General features: G+C 44.5%; 19 protein-coding genes, 1 tRNA gene, 1 rRNA gene, 1 other RNA gene and 1 other annotated feature. Of the genes, 16 read left to right on the top strand and 6 right to left on the bottom strand.

Annotated elements, in window-relative coordinates; genetic code table 11:
• Positions 1–251: 251 nt before the first annotated feature.
• Positions 252–716, top strand: a complete 465-nt coding sequence (locus tag C4B60_RS21170; protein ID WP_104059951.1) for a hypothetical protein — start codon at positions 252–254, stop codon at positions 714–716.
• Between the two features lie 67 nt (positions 717–783).
• On the opposite strand, the gene C4B60_RS21165 is transcribed toward C4B60_RS21170, so the two are convergent.
• On the bottom strand, positions 784–1,479 hold the full coding sequence (locus tag C4B60_RS21165; protein WP_104059950.1) for a YaaC family protein: 696 nt from the start codon (positions 1,477–1,479) through the stop codon (positions 784–786).
• 114 nt (positions 1,480–1,593) lie between these two features.
• Here C4B60_RS21165 and guaB point away from each other — a divergent pair, with 114 nt between their 5' ends.
• The 7 genes from guaB (at position 1,594) to C4B60_RS21130 (ending at position 8,865) form a co-directional block, all read left to right on the top strand.
• Positions 1,594–3,057 (top strand): IMP dehydrogenase, encoded by a 1,464-nt coding sequence (gene guaB, locus C4B60_RS21160; protein ID WP_104059949.1) that lies wholly within the window; start codon positions 1,594–1,596, stop codon positions 3,055–3,057.
• A 356-nt stretch (positions 3,058–3,413) separates the two neighbouring features.
• Positions 3,414–4,733, top strand: a complete 1,320-nt coding sequence (locus C4B60_RS21155) for a D-alanyl-D-alanine carboxypeptidase family protein (RefSeq protein ID WP_425331184.1) — start codon at positions 3,414–3,416, stop codon at positions 4,731–4,733.
• A gap of 159 nt (positions 4,734–4,892) precedes the next feature.
• Positions 4,893–5,774: a pyridoxal 5'-phosphate synthase lyase subunit PdxS gene (gene pdxS / locus C4B60_RS21150; protein WP_104059947.1), complete on the top strand. Its 882-nt coding sequence runs from the start codon at positions 4,893–4,895 to the stop codon at positions 5,772–5,774.
• A gap of 19 nt (positions 5,775–5,793) precedes the next feature.
• Positions 5,794–6,378 (top strand): pyridoxal 5'-phosphate synthase glutaminase subunit PdxT, encoded by a 585-nt coding sequence (pdxT, locus tag C4B60_RS21145; RefSeq protein WP_104059946.1) that lies wholly within the window; start codon positions 5,794–5,796, stop codon positions 6,376–6,378.
• Between the two features lie 51 nt (positions 6,379–6,429).
• Positions 6,430–6,647, top strand: a binding site (T-box leader).
• Positions 6,648–6,872: 225 nt separating this feature from the next.
• Complete coding sequence (serS, locus tag C4B60_RS21140) at positions 6,873–8,153, top strand: serine--tRNA ligase (RefSeq protein ID WP_104059945.1); 1,281 nt, start codon at positions 6,873–6,875, stop codon at positions 8,151–8,153.
• Between the two features lie 114 nt (positions 8,154–8,267).
• Positions 8,268–8,696, top strand: coding sequence for a DUF4395 domain-containing protein (locus C4B60_RS21135; protein WP_104059952.1), 429 nt, complete (start codon positions 8,268–8,270; stop codon positions 8,694–8,696).
• Between the two features lie 76 nt (positions 8,697–8,772).
• Positions 8,773–8,865: transfer RNA gene (locus C4B60_RS21130), tRNA-Ser, on the top strand.
• Between the two features lie 130 nt (positions 8,866–8,995).
• Here the strand turns inward: C4B60_RS21130 and C4B60_RS21125 are convergent.
• The 5 genes from C4B60_RS21125 to C4B60_RS21105 form a co-directional block, all read right to left on the bottom strand.
• On the bottom strand, positions 8,996–9,730 hold the full coding sequence (locus tag C4B60_RS21125) for a DUF5694 domain-containing protein (protein ID WP_104059944.1): 735 nt from the start codon (positions 9,728–9,730) through the stop codon (positions 8,996–8,998).
• A gap of 31 nt (positions 9,731–9,761) precedes the next feature.
• The gene (liaG, locus tag C4B60_RS21120; RefSeq protein ID WP_167578726.1) at positions 9,762–10,610 is read right to left on the bottom strand and encodes a LiaG family protein; all 849 of its coding nucleotides are present in this window, start codon (positions 10,608–10,610) and stop codon (positions 9,762–9,764) included.
• A 218-nt stretch (positions 10,611–10,828) separates the two neighbouring features.
• On the bottom strand, positions 10,829–11,497 hold the full coding sequence (locus C4B60_RS21115) for a deoxynucleoside kinase (RefSeq protein WP_104059942.1): 669 nt from the start codon (positions 11,495–11,497) through the stop codon (positions 10,829–10,831).
• Positions 11,494–12,135, bottom strand: coding sequence for a deoxynucleoside kinase (locus C4B60_RS21110; RefSeq protein ID WP_104059941.1), 642 nt, complete (start codon positions 12,133–12,135; stop codon positions 11,494–11,496). The genes C4B60_RS21115 and C4B60_RS21110 overlap by 4 nt, the downstream gene beginning before the upstream one ends.
• A gap of 147 nt (positions 12,136–12,282) precedes the next feature.
• Positions 12,283–13,563, bottom strand: coding sequence for a glycoside hydrolase family 18 protein (locus C4B60_RS21105; protein WP_104059940.1), 1,281 nt, complete (start codon positions 13,561–13,563; stop codon positions 12,283–12,285).
• Between the two features lie 114 nt (positions 13,564–13,677).
• Here C4B60_RS21105 and tadA point away from each other — a divergent pair, with 114 nt between their 5' ends.
• The 8 genes from tadA (at position 13,678) to C4B60_RS21065 (ending at position 19,845) form a co-directional block, all read left to right on the top strand.
• Positions 13,678–14,184, top strand: coding sequence for a tRNA adenosine(34) deaminase TadA (tadA, locus tag C4B60_RS21100; RefSeq protein ID WP_104059939.1), 507 nt, complete (start codon positions 13,678–13,680; stop codon positions 14,182–14,184).
• A 96-nt stretch (positions 14,185–14,280) separates the two neighbouring features.
• An RNA gene (ffs, locus tag C4B60_RS21095) (signal recognition particle sRNA large type) lies at positions 14,281–14,546 on the top strand.
• A gap of 234 nt (positions 14,547–14,780) precedes the next feature.
• Positions 14,781–16,487: a DNA polymerase III subunit gamma/tau gene (gene dnaX, locus C4B60_RS21090; protein ID WP_104059938.1), complete on the top strand. Its 1,707-nt coding sequence runs from the start codon at positions 14,781–14,783 to the stop codon at positions 16,485–16,487.
• 42 nt (positions 16,488–16,529) lie between these two features.
• Positions 16,530–16,850: a YbaB/EbfC family nucleoid-associated protein gene (locus tag C4B60_RS21085; RefSeq protein ID WP_104059937.1), complete on the top strand. Its 321-nt coding sequence runs from the start codon at positions 16,530–16,532 to the stop codon at positions 16,848–16,850.
• A 13-nt stretch (positions 16,851–16,863) separates the two neighbouring features.
• Entirely contained in the window at positions 16,864–17,460 is a 597-nt protein-coding gene (gene recR / locus C4B60_RS21080) for a recombination mediator RecR (protein WP_104059936.1), read from the top strand.
• Between the two features lie 12 nt (positions 17,461–17,472).
• Positions 17,473–17,688, top strand: coding sequence for a YaaL family protein (locus C4B60_RS21075; protein ID WP_104059935.1), 216 nt, complete (start codon positions 17,473–17,475; stop codon positions 17,686–17,688).
• Positions 17,689–17,749: 61 nt separating this feature from the next.
• Positions 17,750–18,010 (top strand): pro-sigmaK processing inhibitor BofA family protein, encoded by a 261-nt coding sequence (locus tag C4B60_RS21070; protein ID WP_104059934.1) that lies wholly within the window; start codon positions 17,750–17,752, stop codon positions 18,008–18,010.
• Positions 18,011–18,294: 284 nt separating this feature from the next.
• Positions 18,295–19,845, top strand: a 16S ribosomal RNA gene (locus tag C4B60_RS21065).
• Positions 19,846–19,866 lie beyond the last annotated feature (21 nt).

Below are 19,866 nucleotides of genomic sequence, written 5' to 3'. Positions count from 1 at the left end.
TCGAGACACGAGAAGGTCGAGGACGTGAGTGAGGGAGGACCGGAGCGTGCAGCGCACGTGAGGGATCCGAGTGAGCGAAGCGGACGAAGAGATTCGACGTGTATCGGAAGCTGCAGCCAGCGCCGATGGTCGTTGGGGGTTCCCCTGTGAGAGTAGGACGTCGCTAGGCACATGAGCCATTCCCTGTTGGGGGATGGCTTTTTTGTATGTTTGTACGAACTAACTTCTAGGTAATTAAAAGGAGGTATATTTTGCGAAAATTTCGTGGAAAGAAAAGATACTTTCGCAATCTATGGGAGAATGTTAATACGATAGACTTAAACCTTGGAAAAGAATCTTGGTTTGATTTTTGGCACACTCATCTTGATTTCTTAGGAGTTGCGGAAAAAAGTTTAAAAATAAGAAGAGAGCATATTAAAGCACATATAGCTTTGTATAATAGACTGCTAAAGCAGCTTGAAGAATTTGAAGAATCATATCAAGCATGGTTTTGTGTCCATGACCGGCAAACTTACTTTGATGCAGTATATGTTCATTCACCAAATCCAAATGATGATTCCTTTCCGCATAAGATCCAAGAGTTAGAGTGGAATTGTAAGCTGCCTGATAGTTTCAAGGATTTAATTGATATCCAAAAATTCAATGTAGCTTGTTATAAATTTGATGGGGAAGTAGTTTATTACATCCAGTCCAAAGAACAGGGGATTAAATTATAGGCTGGGGAAAGCGAACATGATCCGCTTCTATTTAAAAAAGAGAACCTTCTCGCCAGGTTCTCTACCATCACTCAGTTCTTGCATTCCTTCCGCTGCTCTCAAGAAATTCCAGTATTGCCTGAGGGGCATAATGAGAGGAAAGGTGAAGGAAACTTCTGATGATTGAATAATCCTCTGTTTCCTTAAACATCGTGCAGTTCCCCCACCATTCCGTTTCATAGCGAGCGATCATACTTAAATTGTAAAGCACAAGAAAATGGCATTGAATTGCATTTAGTTCATTTTCCTCTGATCCGGATTCAATAAATAGGAGGAGTTCCTCCATTGAATAGGTTTTGTTTTCTAACTGTTTCACGTGAAACAGCAGGGATGAAAGCGTTGGAAAGAGCCCGTTTTTTTGTATTTTAACCGTATCCTCAAGAAAGGAGTAATTGCTTTTTTTCTTTTTTCTTGATGAAACCCCATGGGCGAGCTGGGATGTATTGGACGGGTAAAACGGGTCTTTCGTGATCAGACATGCTTTTACTAAGTGGGAAAGTCCGTAAAACTGCAGCAAAGGCTGGATGATGGTTGGCGATTCATTGGATTGAATATAAAAAGCTTCAGCATGTTCAATATGATAGCAAAAGGATGTATGCCTTTCCCGGGCATGTCTTTCTGAATGAGGGTAGTTTAAATGCTGATACTCATTGGTTAAATAACGACGGATTTCTCCTCGGGAGTAGAAAGGCAGATAGCGGTTCCAATTAAAGATGGTTGACATAGGTAATCCTCCCGATTATTCTTAATAGTCTAACTTATTCATTCTTTCTTGACAGAGGGTATGGCGACTGATAACCTTACAATAATATTTTTCTGACCAGGAGGAATCATGTTAATGTGGGAATCTAAGTTTGCTAAAGAGGGTTTAACGTTTGATGATGTATTATTGATCCCGGCAAAATCGGAAGTGCTGCCTCGTGATGTTGAGCTTTCTGTTCAATTAACAGATAAGATCAAATTAAATGTACCGCTTATCAGTGCCGGCATGGATACTGTTACAGAAGCTGCAATGGCGATTGCGATGGCCCGTACCGGAGGGCTTGGTGTAATCCACAAGAACATGAGTATTGAGGCCCAGGCAGAGCAGGTTGAAAAGGTAAAGCGCTCAGAAAGCGGCGTAATTACTGATCCATTTTTCCTGACTCCTGATCATCAGGTGTTTGATGCAGAGCATTTGATGGGGAAATACCGTATTTCCGGTGTTCCTATTGTAAATGATATGGACGAGCAGAAACTAGTTGGTATTATTACGAACCGTGACCTTCGCTTCATCCAGGACTACTCCATTAAAATTGATGATGTCATGACAAAGGAAAACCTTGTGACAGCTTCTGTCGGAACAACTCTTGAAGAAGCAGAATCAATTCTGCAGCAATATAAAATTGAAAAACTGCCGCTTGTCGATGAGGCTGGTACGCTAAAAGGTCTTATTACGATTAAAGATATTGAAAAAGTAATCGAGTTCCCGAACTCTGCAAAGGATTCGAAAGGACGCCTGCTTGTGGCTGCGTCTGTTGGTGTAACAGCTGACGCTGAAAAGCGGGTTGAGCAGCTTGTTAAAGCGGGAGTGGATGCTCTTGTGATTGATACTGCCCATGGTCACTCCAAGGGTGTTTTAGATACGATTGAAGCAATTCGCAATGCGTTCCCGGATGTCGCGATTATTGCAGGGAATGTAGCAACATCTGAAGGGACTAAAGCCCTGATTGAAGCTGGAGCAGATGTAGTAAAAGTAGGAATTGGACCAGGCTCTATTTGTACAACCCGAGTGGTTGCAGGTGTAGGTGTACCTCAGATTACTGCTGTATATGATTGTGCAACAGAAGCACGCAAGCATGGTAAGTCTATTATTGCCGATGGAGGCATCAAATATTCCGGAGATATCGTAAAAGCACTGGCAGCCGGAGGACATGCTGTAATGCTTGGAAGCCTTCTTGCCGGTACGACTGAAAGCCCTGGGGAAACGGAAATCTTCCAAGGCCGACGCTTTAAGGTATATCGTGGTATGGGGTCAATGGGTGCAATGGAAAAAGGATCAAAAGACCGTTATTTCCAGGAAGATGCTAAAAAGCTCGTACCAGAGGGAATTGAAGGACGTACTGCTTATAAAGGTCCTTTAGCTGATACCGTTTATCAACTTGTAGGCGGAGTGAGAAGCGGAATGGGCTATTGCGGCTCTAAAAATCTATATGAACTCAGAGAGCATGCACAATTTATCCGTATGACTGGAGCAGGATTGCGTGAAAGCCATCCTCATGATGTACAAATTACAAAAGAAGCGCCAAATTATTCACTTTAAAATAAATTACCGGACTTCCTTCCCCGCGAAGGAGGTCCTTTTTTTATCTAAGTCTGATGATCGTTTTAAGATGGGTAAAAGGTGTTTGTAATTCAATAGCATTCAGGAATTAAAAATGACACAGATCTGTCACGGTTATTGTTAAGCATGTAAAATTCGCAGCAGGGCTGTAAACCTTTATATACTAGTCTTTTATTCTTTTAATCTAACGGAAGTCCTGAATTTTTGTAACGTAACAGTCCTATTCTCTCTCTATTTTTTGATAATTACTTATGATAAAATGACGGAAGTGTACATAATTTGTTGGAGGGTTAAGTGAAGTGAAAAGAAAATTTGTTCGTAATACTTTCGCTGGCATGCTGGCGTTTGTTCTGTTTTTTGGTAGTGGAGCCTTTGTGAATACTTCTTATGCTAATGAAGTGACTGATTGGAATACGGATGCTTCCATTTTGATTGAAGCAAGCACAGGGAAAGTTTTGTATGCAGAAAATGCAGATACCCTGCTTGGTGTTGCAAGTATGACCAAAATGATGACAGAGTATCTTTTATTAGAGGCCGTTGCTGCGGGCTCTGTGTCTTGGGAAGATCAGTATACAGTGACTGATAAAACGTACGAGCTTTCTCAGGATCGTTCACTCAGCAATGTTCCACTGCGAAATGGAGAGCAATACACCATTCAGGAATTATATGAAGCAATGGTTATTTATTCCGCCAATGCTGCAACGATCGCAATTGCTGAAACCGTTGCCGGATCTGAAGAAGAATTTGTTAAAATGATGAATGCCAAAGGGGAAGAGCTTGGATTAGAGGAATTCCGTTTTGTGAATTCATCAGGATTAAATAATGGCGATATGCTCGGTTATCATCCGGAAGGAGCCGGTGCAGACGAAGAGAATGTTATGTCTGCACGTGCGACTGCTAAGCTTGCACACCGGTTATTAACTGATTTCCCAGAAGTTCTTGAAACATCAAGCATTCCTAAAAAGGTTTTTAGAGAAGGCACTGATGATGCGACTGACATGGAAAACTGGAACTTTATGCTTCCTTCCCTTGTTTTCCAATATGAAGGTGCTGACGGAATTAAAACCGGTACGACTGATTTTGCAGGATATACCTTTACAGGTACTGCTGAACGGGATGGCATGCGCTTAATATCTGTTGTGATGAATGCGACAGATGAAAACGGAGTAGGGTCCTATGAAGCCCGTTTCAGTTCAACAGCTGATCTTTTTGACTACGGGTTTAATAATTTCAAGCTGGAAGAAGTAGTGCCTGGTAACTATACAGTAGAGGGACAGGAAACGATTCCGGTTGATAAAGGCAAGGAAGATTCTGTAGCTGTTCAATCCGAGGATCCAATCAAAGTGGTCGTTCATACGGGAGAAGAAGCGTCTGCAAAGCCGACTCTCATCTTAAATGATGATCTATTGAATGAAGACGGTCAATTAACGGCTCCTATTGAAGAAGGAGAGGTTGTTGGCAAGCTAGGGCTGGATCTTGGCGAAGATGATCTCGGGTTTTTGGATAACCGCTTAGCATCTTCCCTGCAGGTTGATGTTGTTGCCACTGAAACGGTTGAAAAAGCCAATTGGTTCGTTCTTAGCATGAGAGCGGTTGGCGGATTTTTTGGAAACCTTTGGGGAACCATTACGACAACTGTAAAAGGCTGGTTCTAAAGTTAATTAGATTCAAAAAAGAAAGTATCTCTTGTCTTGACAGGAGATGCTTTTTTAGTGATTATTAAGAATGGAATACTTTATTCCGAGTAAATCGGTTTCAATTTATTCCCTATGTTAGTACAATAGTTTTACGTATTCCAAAGGAGGCTTTTTGTTATGAACACAGGTACGGATCGCGTTAAGCGAGGAATGGCAGAAATGCAAAAAGGCGGCGTCATTATGGACGTTGTAAATGCAGAGCAGGCGAAATTAGCAGAGGAAGCGGGCGCAGTAGCTGTAATGGCACTTGAGCGTGTACCATCTGATATTCGTGCAGCAGGCGGAGTAGCACGAATGGCAGACCCGCGCATCGTAGAAGAGGTTATGAACGCGGTTAGTATCCCGGTTATGGCAAAAGCACGTATTGGACACATTACAGAAGCACGCGTATTGGAATCAATGGGCGTTGATTATATTGATGAAAGCGAAGTTTTAACTCCGGCGGATGAAGAGTATCATCTTCTAAAGAGTGATTTTACTGTACCATTTGTTTGCGGGTGCCGTGATCTTGGTGAAGCGACACGCCGTATCGGCGAAGGTGCAGCGATGCTTCGTACAAAGGGTGAGCCAGGAACAGGGAACATCGTAGAAGCCGTGCGTCATATGCGTAAGGTAAATGCGCAGGTTCGCAAAGTTGTGAACATGACAAAGGATGAAATTATGACAGAGGCAAAATTGCTTGGCGCACCTTTTGAGCTTCTTCTTGAAATTAAAGAGCTTGGCCGTTTGCCGGTTGTAAACTTTGCAGCAGGGGGAGTAGCAACTCCTTCAGATGCAGCACTTATGATGGAGCTTGGCGCTGACGGCGTATTTGTTGGATCTGGTATTTTTAAATCAGACAACCCTGAAAAATTTGCTCGTGCAATCGTTCAGGCAACGACTCACTACCAGGACTATGAATTAATCGCTAAGATTTCAAAAGAACTTGGGTCAGCGATGAAGGGAATGGAAATTTCCTCATTATCACTAGAAGACCGCATGCAGGAGCGCGGTTGGTAAGAAAGGATTGAAGCTTGGTATGACAACCATTGGTGTATTAGGTTTGCAGGGAGCTGTCCGTGAGCATGTCCGTTCGATTGAAGCATGCGGGGCAACGGCTGTAGTCATTAAGCAGGCAGACCAGCTGCAGTCAATTGATGGGCTTATTATGCCGGGCGGTGAAAGCACAACGATGCGGAGGCTGATCGACTTGTACGGCTTTATGGAGCCGATGAGAGAGTTTGCTAAAGCCGGCAAACCGATGTTTGGCACTTGTGCAGGATTAATCCTTCTGTCAAAAGAAATTGTCGGCTACGATGAACCGCATCTCGGTTTAATGGATGTTCTTGTCGAACGCAATTCATTTGGCCGCCAAAAAGAGAGCTTTGAAGCAGATTTAGATGTAACAGGATTAGATCAGCCATATAATGCTGTATTTATCAGAGCGCCTCACATTGTCTCAGCAGGCCCTTCAACAGAGGTTCTTGCGATGCATAACGATCGGATCGTTCTGGCACGGGACGGACAATTTTTAGGCTGTTCGTTTCATCCGGAGCTGACTGATGATCACCGCTTAACAAAATACTTTGTTGAAATGGTAGAGGCTGCCCCTGTTTCTGTATAAAAGTATTGATCTTTGGAGAGGTTTATAGTATCTTTATCGATAATTACAAAATGTAAAGCAATGACAGAAACTAGTAACAGCTGAACCCTTTTTCAAGAGAGCCGGTGGTTGGTGTGAACCGGTAAAAGGATGTTGTGAATCCATTCTGGAGTGAAGAGCCGAACTAACAGTAAGCTTTTCCGGTCGACGCCGTTAGGTCATGAGCGGAAGATACTTTTTTTCTATCTTCAACCAGGGTGGTAACGCGGGCATAAACTCTCGTCCCTTTTTACAAGGGATGAGAGTTTTTTTGTGTTTAAATTTAAAAGCGGAAGGCGCTCGTTCAGCTCCGACAGACGTAAGACGATCAGCCAATCAGGCGTTTTTTGCCTGAATGGATGAGTGACTTATGACTCGGGGAGCTAGCCCTAACCTAAATCATCAAACCAGCGTACTAAAAAAACCAGCTGTCATTGCTCTACCACCAATAACGACAAAAATCAGGAGGAATAACGATGCTCGATCTAAAACGACTTCGCAACAATTTTGATGAAATTAAAGAAAAAATGGCCCATCGCGGTGAGGATTTAGGAGATTTTGATCAATTTCAGGAGCTTGACCGTGAGCGCCGTGAGCTGATTGGCAAGAGTGAAGAAAAGAAAAGCCGCAGAAATGAAGTTTCTCAGCAAATCGCACAAATGAAGCGTGAGAAAAAGAACGCTGATGACGTGATCGCTGAAACAAGAAGCCTTGGAGACGAAATTAAAGAAATTGACGACCGTCTTCGCGTCGTAGAGGAAAAGCTCGAGCATCTCCTGCTTTCTATTCCGAATGTACCTCATGAAAGTGTACCGGTCGGGGAGACAGAAGATGATAATGTCGAAATCCGCAAATGGGGAGAGCTTCCGCAGTTTGGTTTTGAAGCAAAACCTCACTGGGATGTAGCGACCAATCTTGGCATGCTGGATTTTGAGCGTGCAGCGAAGGTAACAGGCAGCCGTTTTGTATTTTATAAAGGAGCAGGTGCAAGACTTGAGCGTGCACTGATTAACTTCATGATGGATCTTCATCAGGATCAGCACGGCTATGAGGAAATGCTTCCGCCATACATGGTAAACCGTGCAAGCATGACCGGAACAGGCCAGCTTCCAAAATTCGAAGAGGATGCATTTCGGATTGAAAAAGAGGATTATTTCCTGATTCCAACCTCTGAAGTGCCTGTGACAAACTATCACCGCGATGAAATTCTTCGGGCAGAGGATCTTCCAAAGGCTTATGCAGCCTACAGTGCAAACTTTCGCTCTGAAGCGGGATCTGCCGGACGTGACACACGCGGGTTAATCCGCCAGCACCAATTTAACAAAGTGGAGCTTGTGCGTTTTTCTAAGCCTGAGGATTCTTATGAAACACTTGAGCTATTAACTGGTCATGCAGAAAAGGTTCTTCAGCTGTTAAAGCTTCCATACCGCGTTCTTAGCATGTGTACAGCCGATCTTGGATTTACTGCAGCGAAGAAGTACGATATCGAAGTATGGATTCCAAGCTATGACAGCTACCGTGAAATTTCTTCTTGCAGTAATTTTGAAGATTTCCAGGCGCGCCGCGCGAATATCCGCTTCCGCCGTGAACCAAATGCGAAGCCTGAGCATGTGCATACGCTAAATGGAAGCGGACTTGCGATTGGCCGCACTGTCGCAGCGATTCTTGAGAATTATCAGCAGGAGGATGGCAGCCTGCTCATTCCAGAAGTTCTGCAGCCTTATATGGGCGGTAAAAAAGTGATCGAAAATAAATAAGTTCTTAATTTAGTCCGTTGAAGATATACTTCAGCGGACTAAAGTTTTATGATTGACCTTTTTCTTTATCTGAATTACGATGAAAGTATTCTGATCGATAAGGTGGGATTTAAAATGGTGCAGCAATCTGCAGTGATTCCGCGTCCGCTCGTCCGGACAAATCAATGGACAATTGTTTTATCAGTGGTGCTGACCTGGCTGACAGGTTTTTACTGGCTGCTTCTTATTCCGCTGCTTGCCGGTTTAGGCGGAATTTTATTTAATTTTAATCCTGTCATGAGAATGGCAAAAACGTTTTTGAAAAAACCCATGAATGCCTATATACCGGAGGACCGGGATGATCAGCGATTTAATCAGCTGATTGCTACTTTTTTTCTCGGCGGCGGATTTATAAGCTATGCAGCAGGCTGGATGACATTGGCCTACGCTTTTACGATTATGGTCGCTGTTGCTGCATCCGTTGCTATACTTGGTTTTTGTGTGGGCTGCTTTATTCGCTATCAATGGAAGCAATGGCAATTTCGAAGAAGCCGTAAAGCGTAATTCATGATTGATAAGTTTTTTAAAAAAATGTTTGACCTGATCCTGAGAACATGGTAATATAATTCTTGTCGAACACGGAGGTATACCCAAGTCCGGCTGAAGGGATCGGTCTTGAAAACCGACAGGGGAGTCAAATCCCGCGGGGGTTCGAATCCCTCTACCTCCTCCATAATTTTAACTTTAAAACTTACGCGCATAAATATTGGAGATTTAAGCCATCGCATACTCTGCGATGGCTTTTCTCTATTTATTACAAAAAAATGCTTAGAGCCTCTGACTCTAAACATTTTTATCGTTGTTTATTTTAGGTAATCATGCGCAGCTTCCATATTAAATAGGTTACTTTCGTTTAAAAACTGTAAGAGTAAATGTAAATGTCCGGAGCCATATAAAACAAAAATTCGTTCTTCAGCCGAATCAATTAAGCTCACTACATTTTTGTAGATAAGCAAATTGCGGAAATACCAGTACTTTGCATTCCATATTGCCCCCGCTGGATTGGCTTCACTGCCTACAAGCGCCAGCTTCATATACGTTTCCTGTCCTTTTAAACGTGTTTGCGTATCGTTGAGCAAAAGTAAATATTCTTTTAATGAATGGTTTTGCAGATACGCATTATATTCGGGTAACATTTCTTCCCAAATCGTAGTTGAGGATTTGAACTCCTCTGTATCTGACCAGTCCCCAAGATTCGGAATTCCATCTTCTGTTTCATTCCAGTCAACCGCCGAAACTTTATTAAGCTCACATTCCTTCGCCAACCTGAAGCCGATTTGATGTACTTCGTTTATCGTTAAGGTAAAATCACCATTTCGATAAGAGGTGTAATTCGCATTTAATGCTTTCTCATTTTTCTTTTCAACCTCTAAGGCAACCTTCGTTGGATTAAATGCTTTAAGGTGATTTACAACATCAATCATTTCTTTTTGTCGGTTTTTTGATAAAATAGTTTCTTTATCCGTGCTGAATAAATCACCGTTTACTTCTGCAGAAAAATGGTCAGTCCCAAGAACAAAAATTGTTGGCTTACTCATCATCTACCTCCATTATTTACGTTTTAACTGACTATTGAACCCGGACGACTCCGCTTGATGCTTTAAGAGTGATGCTGTGTGTGCCTTCTCCTGAGTAACCGGTCATTTTCCCGTTTTCCGTCTTTTTATCCTGGAGCGGGTAGCTGCTTGTGATGATTCCGCTTCCTGTCGTGCCGTTTAGCTTGAAATCCGCGTCTTCGGGCAGCTTCAGTGTTGCTGCTCCTGAGCTGACTGTTACATCAACGGGACCAGTAAGCTCTTTGATGTTTGCTTCAAGGAGGCCTGAAGAAAGGGTGGCATTAAGCGGACCCACATAGGAGTCAATCTCAATTTTTCCAGAACTCACTTCAATATCACTGTTCTTTGTGCTCATATTATCAATCGATAGAAATCCGGATGATCCTTTAAAGGAAAAATCATCTGTCTGTATGTTTTCTACTACAGCCCGGCCGGATCCAAGGTTAAAGGATAGGGAGTTAAGGACAAGGGGGTCGCTTTTATCGTATTGAGTTACGATCTGACCGGATCCTAATGTAATATCGAGGTCATTAGAGTAGCTCATTGGAAGATAAATAAGGACATCGTCATCCTTAAAATTAAAATTGAAAAAAGATAATCCTTTTGGCTTCACCTCAATCTCAATTTTTCCTCTTCTTTCATCAATCGTTACCTCCTGATTTTTGTCCCCTTCCACACGGACGATCCCGCTGTCAGTCGGAATAAGCTTGGCGCCGATGCTTCCAAGAGTGATTTCGATGCTCTCAATCCCTTCGTCAATCTCTTTTTCCTGTTCAGCACTTGCAGAATTACTCCATGGAAGGTATTCATTAAAATTTACGTAAAAAACCACCAGGCCGCCTAAAATTAATAAAATAGCCACACTATTTTTAACCATACATCGCCCCTTCTTTCGAAAATATTTAGGATACTCTTAGAATAAACGGAATGTTTCTATTTGCCTACAAGCGGGGGAATTATCTTTTTGTAGGGCTTGAGTCTTAGAAAAAGGTATAGGAGAGTATATAGAAAAAAATCTTATTCATGAATGTTGAACAAAAAAAGAAACAGGCGCGAGAGGCCTGTTTCTTTCCCATTCATTTATTTCTTTAAAAGAGCTGTCTGCTGAATAAAGCTGCCGATTTTCTCCAAAATCGGGTCGATTGACTCCGGATCCTTTACAAGATCATAATCGTTAATATCGAGGCGGAGCACCGGGCAGGCATTAAAGGAGTTAATCCAGTTTTCATAGCGCTCGTGCATTTCCTCCCAGTAGGCAATCGGTGTTTCCTGCTCCATAGGGCGTCCGCGCTCCTGGATACGGTCTACGATGCTGTCAAGTGAGCCTTCAAGATAGATTAAAAGGTTTGGGTGAGGGAAGTAAGGTGTCATGACCATTGCTTCAAACAGACTTGTGTAGGTTTCATAGTCTACTGGAGACATGGTGCCTTTTTCGTAATGCATTTTAGCAAAAATGCCTGTGTCCTCATAGATGGAGCGGTCCTGGATAAATCCGCCGCCGTATTCAAACATTCTTTTTTGTTCTTTAAAGCGCTCTGCCAGAAAATAAACCTGAAGATGAAAGCTCCATTTTTCAAAGTCTTTGTAGAACTTGTCCAAATAAGGGTTGGCATCTACTTTTTCGAAGGAAGTGCGAAATTGCAGGTGATGGGCAAGGGTTTTGGTCATCGTTGATTTGCCGACACCGACTGTGCCTGCAATCGTAATGACAGCGTCCTGTGGGATTCCGTATTTTTCACGTGCGTTCATAGGGTAGTACTCCTTTTAGGTAATGAGTTTTCAACTTGCTTAAGGATCGAGGTGAGATCCTGCTCTTTATGGACAAAGTCCACATCATCCCCGTTTACTCGAATGACAGGGATTTCAGGGTGTGTTTGTTCAAAGTGGAGAATAAATTCTTCGTAATCTGCTGCGAGCTGCTCTAAGTAGAGATGGCTCATATTTTTTTCGAATCCGCGTCCGCGCATTTTGATTCGCTTCAGCAGGGTGTCAAGACTTGCGTGCAGATACACGACAACGTTCGGCTTAGGCATATCTGACGTCATGATCCGGTAGATTTCCAGGTATTTTTTATATTCTTCTGGCTGAAGGGTGCGTTTGGCAAAAATAATATTTTTAAAGATATGATAATCCGCTACGACAGGTTTTTGACTTTCGAGGTAAAGACGCTGGATATCGCTTAGCTGCTTGTACCGGTTGCAGAGGAAAAACATTTCTGTTTGAAAGCTCCACTCATCAATATTGTCATAAAATTTATCTAAAAACGGATTTTCGTCGACAATTTCCTTTAATAGGTGAAATTGAAAATGTGAAGAGATTGCGTTGGCGAGAGAGGTTTTCCCAACCCCTATCGGTCCTTCAACGGTTACGAACGGAACGCTTGTCATTCTCGTTCCCTCCTTCGGGATAATTTCAACCGCGTACTACGCAGTGACAACCGTTATTGTACCATATGAGAAGGAGCAGGAGTAGCTGATAAAAGAGGAAAAGGACAAGAAACGACACGAATGCCTTTCTTGTCCTGTAAAAGGTGGTTATTGTTTTACAACATCAAACTGATCGCTGATCAAAAGCCAATTTTGAGGAAACGGCAGACCGAGTTTCCAGTAGCTCATTCCTCTGAGCTTAAGCTCCTTCAACAGATCAAATTTTGCCTGAATCGAGCGCGCATCCTCAAACCAGATGATGTGATCGGTTCCGTTAGTCGTGTATTCAATAAAAGGGGCTTGTGCTGTCTGATCATATTGAATCGGAACACCTTGAGCGGCCGCAATTTCAATAGCCTGCTGGGGACTGATCGCACGCGCCTGTGAGCCTTCAACAAATGGCAGCGTCCAGTCATAGCCATACAGATTTTGCCCCATCATAATTTTTGATGCCGGCATTTCGGTTAATGCATACTCAAGTACGCGCCGGACCGGACCAATCGGGGACACAGCCATTGCAGGTCCGCCGCTGTAGCCCCATTCATAGGTCATAATGACAACAAAATCCACAACTGCCCCGATGGCTTTATAGTCATGGGCTTCATACCATTTTCCTGCTTGTGTGGCGCTTGTCTTTGGTGCCAGTGCAGCAGATAAAAGCCACCCTTCCTTAGCAAAGCGTTCCTTTGCTTTCCGTAAAAATGCGACATACGCTTCCCGGTCAGCCGGCCGCAGGTATTCAAAGTCAAAATGAATGTCACGGAAATTATACTGCTTCGCTTTTGCCACAATGTTATCAAGCAGCTTATTTTGAATCGCTGTATCATTCAAAATAATTCTTCCTAATTCGTCACTGAACGCTCCTTCCTCAAGATTCGTAATAACCATCATGAGGATATTCCGGTTTTCCCGGGCAATTTCAGGAAAAGGAGTAATCGGTGGGTCTTCAAGCGATCCGTCACGCTTTACTTCAAAGCTAAATGGGGCAAGATAGGTTAAATAGGGAGCAGCTTCTCTCGTTCGCTGCTGCAGGGCAGCTGTTACTTCATTCCCAAGCGGCTCTGCGTAGGCATTAAATTCCGCTGTTACTTTCGGTGCGGGCGGAATATAGAGCCGCCAGCCAACCGCTAAGGGCTGCTCAGGAGAAATGCCGTTAATACGCGCAAGCTCCTGAAACGACAATCCAAACCGCTGAGCAATGGAAAAAAGGCTGTCCCCCGGCTGGACATAGTAGTATCTACCGGTAATCGGAATCACTAGCGCCTGTCCCTGAACAAGCCGGTCAGGGTTAGGCAGCTGGTTGGCATCGGCAATGGTTTGAGGCGATGTCGAATAAATGCTTCCAATTGTAAACAGCGTTTCTCCTGGCTGAACCACATGTATTTGCATAAAACGCTCCTTTAAATCAGATTTTTCTCGATTCTTCCTCCGGCTTACGCTATACCTTCACTTACTGTATGATGGGAATAAAGAAAAAATGAAAAAAGGGTGGCGACAGATTTCATGTCAGACCGTGATCAATACTGGATGGGTGAAGCCATTAAAGAAGCCCAAAAAGCATTAGAAAAAAAAGAAGTGCCAATCGGAGCGGTCATTGTCATGAATGATAAGCTCGTGGCTTCTGCTTATAATTTGAGGGAAACGACTCAAAACGCTGTGACTCATGCTGAGCTTTTGGCGATTGAAAAGGCGTGCAGTGAGAAAGGAAGCTGGAGGCTTGAAGGCGCAACATTATATGTCACACTTGAACCCTGTCCTATGTGCAGCGGGGCCATTTTGCTTTCACGGGTCGATAGAGTTGTATTTGGAGCCTTTGACCCGAAGGCCGGCTGTGCCGGAAGCCTGATGAATCTTCTTGAGGATGAGCGCTTTAATCATCGCTGTGAGGTCGTATCGGGTGTTAGACAGGAGGAGTGCGGTGAGATGCTTTCTTCTTTTTTTAGAACGCTTCGTAAGGAGAAAAAAGCGTTAAAATTAAAAGCAGTACAGGAAGATTCCACTGGCTTGTAAAGGATGCAATTGAAAGGATTGATTTTTGTTTAAAAAGACTGTATACTAAATCTTGCGTCGCCAAAATGACGCATATGATTACTGGTCTCATTTTTGCCGTGCTAGGTGGGGAATTAGCGGTGCCCTGTATTCGCAATCCGCTCTAGCGAAACTGAATCCCTTCTCGAGGCTGTGTATGCTGTAGGGTCTGCCTCCTGTAAGTGGTGTTGACATTTGGGTCCTGCGCAATGGGAATTCATGAACCATGTCAGGTCCGGAAGGAAGCAGCATTAAGTGAAAGCTCTCATGTGCCGCGGGGTTGCCTGGATCGAGCTAACTGCAGGAGTAACGCTTATGGCTGCCAGTCGACAGAAGGTGCACGGCAGTTTATTTTAACCATAACACCCACTCAATTTCGATTGAGTGGGTTTTTTGTGTTCATTTTAAGGTTAGCATTTTGTGAAAGAGCGGATTGAGGTATACTTAAGAAAAGCGAAACGGACAGAGAAAATCGGATCAAGCAGCTGCACAACAAGCTGCTCCCGACACAAAACTGTACTGTGCTAAATTTCCACTATATAAGCTACTGCCGGATTTGGAAGAGAGGGAGGTAGATTATGGCATACCAAGCGTTATACCGCGTGTGGCGCCCGCAGGAATTTGATGATGTAGTCGGTCAGCAGCATGTGACAAAGACGCTTCAAAATGCCCTTGTGCAGGAGAAAATTTCACATGCTTATTTATTTTCCGGCCCTCGTGGAACAGGAAAAACGAGCGCTGCTAAAATATTGGCTAAAGCCGTTAATTGTGAACATGCTCCAGTAAGAGAGCCATGTAATAAGTGTACAATCTGCAAAGGAATAACAGACGGCTCAATTCCGGATGTTATTGAGCTTGACGCGGCCTCAAATAACGGGGTCGATGAAATACGGGATATCCGTGATAAGGTAAAATATGCGCCAAATGAAGGGCGTTATAAGGTGTATATTGTTGATGAGGTACATATGCTTTCAACAGGCGCCTTTAATGCACTTTTAAAAACACTTGAAGAGCCGCCAAAGCATGTCATCTTCATTCTCGCTACGACCGAGCCGCACAAAATCCCACTGACGATTATTTCCAGATGCCAGCGCTTTGACTTTAAACGAATCACCTCTCATGATATTGTGGGCCGGATGATGCATATTGCTGATCATTCTGAGGTTGAATACGATGAGAAAGCCATGCATGTGATTGCCCGGGCAGCAGAAGGCGGGATGCGTGATGCATTGAGTTTATTTGACCAGGCTATTTCGTTCAGCCAGGAGCGGGTTTCCTTAGAGGATGCGCTAACGGTGACGGGTTCAATCGGACAGGACCGGCTCACCGCTCTTATAAAATCCCTGCACGGGCAGGATGTGGCAGGAGCGCTTGAAACAATTGAAGCGCTCCTGCAGCAGGGGAAGGATCCGATTCGGCTGACAGAGGATCTCATTCTTTACAGCCGGGACCTCCTTCTTTACAATACGGCTCCGCATCTGGAGGAATCCATGGAGAGGGTCGTATCAGACTCTGAGTTTAAACAACTGGCTGATGACATTCAGGCGGAGCAATTGTATAGCTATATTGATATTTTGAATAAAACTCAGCAGGAAATGAAATTCACCAACCATGCCAGAACGTATTTGGAAGTAGCGGTTATAAAGCTATGCCATACAGAACAAAAGGCACAGCCGGTTCAAACGGAAAATATGCCTGATCTCCAGGCGCTCATTCAACGCGTACAGCAGCTTGAAGGTGAATTAAAGCAGCTGAAGCAGGATGGCGTAAACGTAAGTGCGCAGCCTGAAGCATCAGCAGCCCCTGCTAAAAAGTCGTCCAGGGGCTCGAAGGACTTTAAAGCACCAGCCGGCCGCATTAAGGAAGTACTTAAAAACGCAACGAAAAACGATATTACCCAGATTAAAAATCGCTGGGGTGATATGCTTGACTCTATGAACCGTCAGCAATTGCGCTCCCTTACTGCTCTTTTAAATGAAGCGGAGCCAGTTGCAGCATCTGAGGACGCTTTTGTGTTAAAATTTAAATATGAGATCCATTGCAAAATGGCCATGGAAAATGGCAAGCTGCTTGAATCGATGCCTGTCATTCTGCAAGAGCTGACAGGCTCCCGCTATTCAATCGTCGGAGTCCCGGAAGAGCAATGGCTTGAGATTCGCGAAGATTTTATTCAGCACCAGGGTCAGTCAGAAGACTCAGAGGGTGAAGGCAAGCCCAAGGAAGACCCTTTTATTGAAGAAGCAAGAAAGCTGGTCGGTGAAGAGCTGCTTGATATTCAGGATTGAAAACTAAGTAAAATTAAACATTAACTATTCGGAGGTAATAACATGCGTGGAATGGGAAATATGCAGGGTATGATGAAGCAAATGCAAAAAATGCAAAAACAAATGGCTCAGGCTCAGGAAGAGCTTGGCGAAAAACGCCTGACTGGAACAGCAGGAGGCGGTATGGTTACTGTTACAGTATCCGGCCACAAACAGGTTCTTGAAGTAAATATTAAAGAAGAAGTAGTAGATCCAGATGATATCGAAATGCTGCAGGATCTTGTCCTTGCTGCAACAAATGAAGCACTAAAGCTTGCAGACGAATTGACCAATTCGACAATGGGGCAATTTACTAAGGGTATGAACCTCCCTGGAATGTTTTAAGGGACGCAACTAGATGCATTATCCAGAACCAATATCAAAGCTGATTGACAGCTTTATGAAATTGCCAGGGATCGGGCCGAAAACAGCGGCTCGTCTGGCCTTTTTTGTCTTAGGTATGAAAGAAGATACCGTCCTTGATTTCGCTAAAGCCCTGGTCAACGCAAAGCGAAATCTTGGTTTTTGCTCCATATGTGGACATATAACTGATCAGGATCCCTGCTACATTTGTGAGGATCAAAAAAGAGACCGCAGCATCATCTGTGTGGTCCAGGATCCAAAAGACGTTATTGCGATGGAAAAAATGAGAGAGTATACCGGGCTGTACCATGTTCTTCATGGAGCCATTTCACCTATGGATGGTATCGGACCGGAGGATATTAATGTACCTGATTTGCTCAAGCGGCTTCAGGATGAAACCGTCAAAGAAGTTATCCTTGCCACAAATCCAAATATAGAAGGGGAAGCAACAGCGATGTATATTTCCCGCCTGCTTCGTCCTTCCGGCATTAAAGTAACGAGAATTGCTCACGGGCTTCCTGTTGGTGGAGATCTGGAATATGCTGATGAAGTCACCCTGTCTAAAGCGCTTGAAGGGCGCCGAGATGTGTAAAGGAGCAAGAGGATGCTTTTTCGTAAAAAAGGAAAACTAAAAAAAGAATACGATGACCAATTAGTTCAATTAATGAGCACTGCGCGGGAAGATTGGCAGCAGCAAAAAAACCTGGCTGCCCTAAGCGTTGAAACCAGCACCCAGGTTTCAGCCTCTGAGAAACTGGCAGAAGCGAAATATTTCTATTTATTTAAAGAGGCCAGACAACGTAAAATTGTCATAAAATAACCCCTTAGTGCATATCTTTCTTCTATAATACTTGTCCTTTTTGAGGAATAGGGGTGGGGAAATGATATGGCTTTGGGCTGCAGGAACTCTCCTGGTCGCTACATTATTAGTGGTGTTTGGCATTAAAGCGTTCTTTCAATGGGTCTGGCGGTTTTGTATGAAATGGGTGATCGGCCTGGCGCTGCTCTTTATACTAAACCGTTATGGACAAGCGTATGGCTGGTATGTTCCTATGAACCCTGTCACTACAGGGGTAGCCGGAATACTGGGTATTCCGGGCACCATTGCCCTTGTTTACTTGTATAAAGGAAGCAGCTTCTAACAGCTGCTTCTTTTGTTTCTTTTTTTATAGACAAAAGGATTGCATTTCTTATTTAGCCGTGGTATATTATTCCTCGTTGCGAAAAACAACCGGCTGACAGCTAAATTACGATTTTAAAAAAATAGCAAAAAGTTGTTGACATTAATACCGATAAAATGGTATGATGATCTAGTCGCTTGAGAGAGCAATGCGCAAGTGAAACACCTTGAACCTTGAAAACTAAACAACCAAAAACGTCAACGTTAATTCTTGATTTAAATGAAACAAATGAGCTTTTCAAACACTTTACGGAGAGTTTGATCCTGGCTCAGGACGAACGCTGGCGGCGTGCCTAATACATGCAAGTCGAGCGGATCGTTTGGAGCTTGCTCCAAACGATTAGCGGCGGACGGGTGAGTAACACGTGGGCAATCTGCCCGTAAGACTGGGATAACTCCGGGAAACCGGGGCTAATACCGGATAATTCCGGCTCTCTCCTGAGAGCCGGCTGAAAGATGGTTTCGGCTATCACTTACGGATGAGCCCGCGGCGCATTAGCTAGTTGGTGAGGTAACGGCTCACCAAGGCGACGATGCGTAGCCGACCTGAGAGGGTGATCGGCCACACTGGGACTGAGACACGGCCCAGACTCCTACGGGAGGCAGCAGTAGGGAATCTTCCGCAATGGACGAAAGTCTGACGGAGCAACGCCGCGTGAGTGAAGAAGGTTTTCGGATCGTAAAACTCTGTTGTTAGGGAAGAACACGTACGAGAGTAACTGCTCGTACCTTGACGGTACCTAACCAGAAAGCCACGGCTAACTACGTGCCAGCAGCCGCGGTAATACGTAGGTGGCAAGCGTTGTCCGGAATTATTGGGCGTAAAGCGCGCGCAGGTGGTTCCTTAAGTCTGATGTGAAAGCCCCCGGCTCAACCGGGGAGGGTCATTGGAAACTGGGGAACTTGAGTGCAGGAGAGGAAAGTGGAATTCCACGTGTAGCGGTGAAATGCGTAGATATGTGGAGGAACACCAGTGGCGAAGGCGACTTTCTGGCCTGTAACTGACACTGAGGCGCGAAAGCGTGGGGAGCAAACAGGATTAGATACCCTGGTAGTCCACGCCGTAAACGATGAGTGCTAAGTGTTGGGGGGTTTCCGCCCCTCAGTGCTGCAGCTAACGCATTAAGCACTCCGCCTGGGGAGTACGGCCGCAAGGCTGAAACTCAAAGGAATTGACGGGGGCCCGCACAAGCGGTGGAGCATGTGGTTTAATTCGAAGCAACGCGAAGAACCTTACCAGGTCTTGACATCCCACTGCCCGGTCTAGAGATAGACTTTTCCCTTCGGGGACAGTGGTGACAGGTGGTGCATGGTTGTCGTCAGCTCGTGTCGTGAGATGTTGGGTTAAGTCCCGCAACGAGCGCAACCCTTGATCTTAGTTGCCAGCATTCAGTTGGGCACTCTAAGGTGACTGCCGGTGACAAACCGGAGGAAGGTGGGGATGACGTCAAATCATCATGCCCCTTATGACCTGGGCTACACACGTGCTACAATGGACGATACAAAGGGCAGCGAGACCGCGAGGTGGAGCTAATCCCATAAAATCGTTCTCAGTTCGGATTGTAGGCTGCAACTCGCCTACATGAAGCTGGAATCGCTAGTAATCGCGGATCAGCATGCCGCGGTGAATACGTTCCCGGGCCTTGTACACACCGCCCGTCACACCACGAGAGTTTGTAACACCCGAAGTCGGTGAGGTAACCTTTATGGAGCCAGCCGCCTAAGGTGGGACAGATGATTGGGGTGAAGTCGTAACAAGGTAGCCGTATCGGAAGGTGCGGCTGGATCACCTCCTTTCTAAGGAAATGGCCGATGGCT

Source organism: Jeotgalibacillus proteolyticus (genome assembly GCF_002926065.1).
Classification (GTDB): Bacteria; Bacillota; Bacilli; order Bacillales; family Jeotgalibacillaceae; genus Jeotgalibacillus; species Jeotgalibacillus proteolyticus.
The sequence above is the reverse complement of the archived record's forward strand: the minus strand, read 5'-3'. Positions and strand labels throughout refer to the sequence as shown.